Source organism: Alloalcanivorax balearicus MACL04, assembly GCF_025532145.1.
Classification (GTDB): domain Bacteria; phylum Pseudomonadota; class Gammaproteobacteria; order Pseudomonadales; family Alcanivoracaceae; genus Alloalcanivorax; species Alloalcanivorax balearicus.
Map to the genome: position 1 here is coordinate 1 of NZ_ARXS01000061.1, position 1,891 is coordinate 1,891.

Sequence of the window (1,891 nt, forward strand, 5' to 3'; positions counted from 1 at the left end):
CGTGGGTGTCCAAGATCATTAGGCCACTTCACATGCAGCGCCGGCGGCGCTGCGGCCCTTTCGGATAGGGCCTTTGCCCTTCGCTTTGCCCCTTCCCGTCAGCCCTTTTGCCGGGGTATCGGCCCTTTGCGCCATTTGATGGCTTTGTCGGCCCTTTGGTGGGCTGGGGCAGGGTAGTGATTGGTGGCATCCAGGTCGTGGGCGCAACGTAAAAAGCCACACCCTTTCGGCGTGTGGCTTGGCGGTGTGCGGGGTGGGGCAGATTGGGATGCGGGCGGGTGCGATGAGACGTGGAATGCAGCACCTGCGTGTTGATGAACAAAACCCTTGCAACAGTCTTTTGGTCTTGCCGTGCGACCATCACCATTGCCTGGTCCAGATCAGGGCGTGGGACCGGAACGTTATCGGGCGCGGCCACCGGAGTGGTCCGCACAAAGGGGCGCTGCCGGTGTCCGGCGGCAGGCGGCCGGCGTTGTTGATGAAGGCCATTGCCTTCCCCGGGCCGTCTCAAAATAGAAAAAAGGGAAACGACCTGGGGAAAGCAATGGCCCGCACCGGTGCCGGCACGGTCGGTGAGCCCGATGGCGTTGCATTGAACGGAGTTCAGATTAAAAAGAAGAAACGCCGGTTCACCACCGGCGCGTCGTTGAGCGCCTCCCTTCGTAGGTGCGCCGTTATAGTGTCGTTATAGGCGGGAGGGCAGGATCGGAGCCCGGAGGCCGCCCTGATTCTCGATCCGGCAGAGCGTCATGCCGCTGGGCGGCAAGGGACCACGATGACCGTCGTGGCAGCGGGTGATGGGCGTATTGTGACATGGAGCGGCGGGTTTCCGCCAGAAGGGGCGTGGGAATAGGGGCTCCCGTTACCTGGATCGCCCTATAGATCCATTGAGTACAACGCCTGATGCCGTGAGCCCTGCTCGGCCGCCTGCCTGAATACCTGTTGGGGGACGGTGATGCCTAATCGCTTCAGCTCCCGTTGGTAACTCAGTAGTTGCCGCCGGAACGCACTGGAGTACACGGAGTGCCGGTGACCCTTCGCGTCTTGTGACTCCACGACCATGTAATATCCCCGAAGGCTTTCTCGATACCCAATGGTAACCCACACGGTTTGGCCGTTGCGGTCACCTAAACATCGCGCTTGAGACATGAGAGTCCATCCTCAGTGCTCGGAATTTTATCCCCAAAGTGGCCATTGCATCCTCAATGGGCACTGCCAGACGTTATACGCCTGAAAGGTAAGTCAATTCAATAGGTTGCGTATCAACGTCTTGGGCAAATATGTCTACCTTGACCAAGTGCCCCAAACGAAAACGCCCCGCAAAATGCGGGGCGAGGGCTAGAGAAGGCCATGTCGGCTGAAGCTGAACCATTGACCGTGGCCGACAATGATGTGGTCCAGCAAGCGAACGCCGATCAACTCCAAGGCCGAGTCGATTCGGTTTGTCGCTTCGCGGTCACCGGCACTGGGCTGAGGCACGCCGGATGGGTGATTGTGCGCCAGTATCAGGCTCGTGGCGTTGCAGGACAACGCGGCCTTGACGATCTCTCGCGGATGCGCCGCACAGCTGTCGACGGTGCCCTGGAAGAACTCCTCGTACCGCAGCATCCGGTGTTTATTGTCCAAGAGGATGCCGACAAACATTTCTTGCTCTTGACCGGACAGCTTGAGTTGAAAGTACTTCGCCGCGTCATCGGGTTTGTCGAACACCTCGGTATGCCGATGATACCGTTGGCGTAGCCGGCGCTCCAACAGCCCGCAGGCCGCGTCGATGATCGCTTGCTCCGTCTCGCGGAGTGATGGGTGACGTTTCATGATAAATCCCGGAATACGGGGAGTCCCTCCATCCGGGAGGGGCTCCTGAAGTGGCCTAATGATCTTGGACACCCAC

2 protein-coding genes are annotated in these 1,891 nt (G+C 59.6%); one reads left to right on the top strand and one right to left on the bottom strand.

The genetic code is table 11. The features are described from left to right. The first annotated feature begins 295 nt into the window (after positions 1 to 295). Positions 296 to 691 carry a hypothetical protein gene (locus tag MA04_RS21630; protein WP_262462825.1) on the top strand — a complete coding sequence of 132 codons (396 nt, stop codon included), beginning with the start codon at positions 296 to 298 and terminating at the stop codon, positions 689 to 691. A gap of 647 nt (positions 692 to 1,338) precedes the next feature. Here MA04_RS21630 and radC read toward each other — a convergent pair. Beyond that, positions 1,339 to 1,815 (bottom strand): RadC family protein, encoded by a 477-nt coding sequence (gene radC / locus MA04_RS21635; RefSeq protein WP_262462826.1) that lies wholly within the window; start codon positions 1,813 to 1,815, stop codon positions 1,339 to 1,341. Positions 1,816 to 1,891 lie beyond the last annotated feature (76 nt).

Coding starts and splice junctions, on each gene's coding strand:
- MA04_RS21630 (WP_262462825.1), top strand. CDS start 296: ATGCAGCACCTGCGTGTTGATGAACAAAACCCTTGCAACAGTCTTTTG.
- radC (WP_262462826.1), bottom strand. CDS start 1,815: ATGAAACGTCACCCATCACTCCGCGAGACGGAGCAAGCGATCATCGAC.